Origin of the sequence: Mycobacterium sp. (assembly GCF_049280035.1) — a bacterium.
Lineage (GTDB): Bacteria > Actinomycetota > Actinomycetes > Mycobacteriales > Mycobacteriaceae > Mycobacterium.
On sequence record NZ_JBAPPI010000418.1, the window covers coordinates 1 to 2,336 of the forward strand.

Genomic DNA, 2,336 nt, shown 5'->3' on the forward strand with positions numbered 1-2,336 from the left:
GGCTGCGGATGCGCCGCCATGCCGCAGCGACTTCAGCCGGCTCGGCGTGGGCCCAGCCCAGCGCCTGACACACCCCGTGTTTCCAATCGATTCCGCGCGGTATCACCGGCCACTCCGCGAGACCCAACCGGGCCGGCCTGACCGCTTGCCAGATGTCGACGAACGGATGCCCCACCACCAGCGTGTGAGCACCGCCCGGGCCCCGGCGGACCGCTTCGGCCAGCCGCGCCTCCTTCGAACCGGGCACCAGATGGTCGACGAGCACACCGAGCCGTCGGCCAGGCCCCGGCCGGAACTGCTCGACAACGCCGACGAGATCGTCGACGCCACCGAGATACTCGACCACCACCCCCTCGATCCGCAGATCATCGCCCCACACCTGTTCGACCAGCTCGGCATCGTGGCGACCCTCTACATAGATCCGCCCGGCCCGGGCCGCTCTGGCGCGGGTTCCGGTCACCGCCACTGAGCCCGACGCCGTCCGGGTGACCGCGCTGGGTGCCGGCCGTCGGGGCGCGGTCAGGATCACCGGTTTGCCGTCGACCAGGTAGCCGGGACCAATCGGGAACGGCTCAGTGCGGCCGTGCCGGTCCTCGAGCTCCATCCGGCCGTACTCGACGCGCACCACTGCGCCGACATAGCCGGTTTGCGCGTCCTCGACGACCATGCCGAGTTCTATCGGCACTTCGACCGACCGGACCTTCCGCGAGCCGTGCGGGTCGCGAGCCAGCACGTCCGAACCGTAACGATCATCCACCCGAGCGATCCTACGAACCCGGACGTGCAAAACCCGGTTACGCCACTCGGCCGAAATCCGCTTGGCTGCTTGCGATCACCACTGAAGGCAGTCAGCAAACATCATTCTCGCAGCGTGCGCCCCTGCGCGTCCGGCACGTTGCCCATGAGGATCATGATCGCGTCGATCAGGGCCCAGACCCCGCAGCCTCCAAAGGTCACGAGTTGCAGGACACCGATGGTGCTGTAGCCGAGATAAAACCGGCCAATGCCAAGTCCCCCGAGGAAAATTTGCAGGAGTCCGGCCACCAGCTTGCTTTTGTCCGATAGCGGCCGCCCGTAGGCGTCCACACCGTAGTTCATGCCTCCATATGGCGCGGCTCCATATGGCGCGACGGCCGCGGATGGCTGCGGAGCACCCGCCGCCTGCCATTGCTGGCCATCCCAGTAGCGCTGCCCGGGCCCGCCGCTTGGGTCCGGGTACCAGCCGGGCGCCGATTGTGGAGACGTCATGTTTTCTCGCTCTCGGGCAAAGATGGTCGGAATAGGAGATGCAATCATGGCATCGGAAGCCCACAATATGTAGCGCAATGAGCTTCCATCATGTGCCCTTGGCCATCCTGAGTGTGCCGCGGCGCGATCCGGCACCACGACACTGAATTGCCCTGCGCTGCGGCCGTGGGGCTGTTGTGATGTGATCAGGCGGTTATGACCATCAAAGTTGCGCTGGAACACCGCACCAGCTACACCTTTGACCGGCCGGTCCGGGTGTATCCGCACGTCGTGCGGCTGCGCCCGGCACCCCACTCCCGCACGCCCGTCGAGGCCTACTCACTGCGGATCGAGCCGGCCGAACACTTCATCAACTGGCAGCAGGACGCGTTGGGCAATTTCCTTGCCCGGCTGGTGTTTCCGAATCCGACGAGCCGGCTGACCATCACCGTCGGGCTGATCGCCGACCTCAAGGTGATCAACCCGTTCGACTTCTTCATCGAGGACTGGGCCGAGATCTGGCCTGCCGGCGGCCTTGGCTATCCCAAGGCGCTCGCCGACGACCTGGAACCGTACTTGCGGCCGGTCGACGAACACGGCGACGGCTCCGGGCCCGGTGAACTCGTTACCGAGTGGGTGCGCGACTTCACCGTCCGAGCCGGTACCCGCACCATCGACTTCCTGGTCGCGCTCAACCAGGCGATCAGCGCCGACGTCGGCTACAGCCTCCGGATGGAACCCGGCGTGCAGACGCCCGATGTCACGCTGCGCACCGGCATCGGCTCATGCCGTGACTCTGCCTGGCTGCTGGTCTCGATCCTGCGGCAGTTCGGGTTGGCCGCCCGGTTCGTCTCCGGCTACCTGGTACAGCTGGCATCCGACGTCGAAGCGATCGACGGGCCGTCGGGACCGGCCGCCGACTTCACCGACCTGCACGCATGGGCCGAGGTGTACATCCCCGGCGCGGGCTGGATCGGGCTGGACCCGACGTCGGGGCTGTTCGCCGGCGAGGGCCACATCCCACTGGCCGCCACGCCGCACCCGGCGACCGCGGCTCCGATCAGCGACGGCATCGACCCCTGCGAATCGGTGCTGGAGTTCTCCAACAC

3 protein-coding genes are annotated in these 2,336 nt (G+C 67.0%); 1 reads left to right on the forward strand and 2 read right to left on the reverse strand.

The genetic code is table 11. The features are described 5' to 3' along the window. Both WAN71_RS13960 and WAN71_RS13965 read right to left on the reverse strand, forming a co-directional pair. Nucleotides 1-757 (reverse strand): DUF3097 family protein (locus WAN71_RS13960; RefSeq protein WP_422225904.1); only part of this gene is annotated, 757 nt, incomplete at its 3' end. Between the two features lie 101 nt (nucleotides 758-858). After that, the gene (locus WAN71_RS13965; protein ID WP_422225905.1) at nucleotides 859-1,248 is read right to left on the reverse strand and encodes an NINE protein; all 390 of its coding nucleotides are present in this window, start codon (nucleotides 1,246-1,248) and stop codon (nucleotides 859-861) included. Between the two features lie 195 nt (nucleotides 1,249-1,443). Between WAN71_RS13965 and WAN71_RS13970 the strand changes: the two genes are divergently transcribed. Further along, nucleotides 1,444-2,336, forward strand: an 893-nt coding sequence (locus WAN71_RS13970) for a transglutaminase family protein (RefSeq protein ID WP_422225906.1), incomplete at its 3' end; no start/stop codon positions are given.

What these genes read in the sequence shown, in the direction of transcription:
- WAN71_RS13965 (WP_422225905.1), bottom strand. Translation starts at nt 1,248, where the DNA reads ATGACGTCTCCACAATCGGCGCCCGGCTGGTACCCGGACCCAAGCGGC.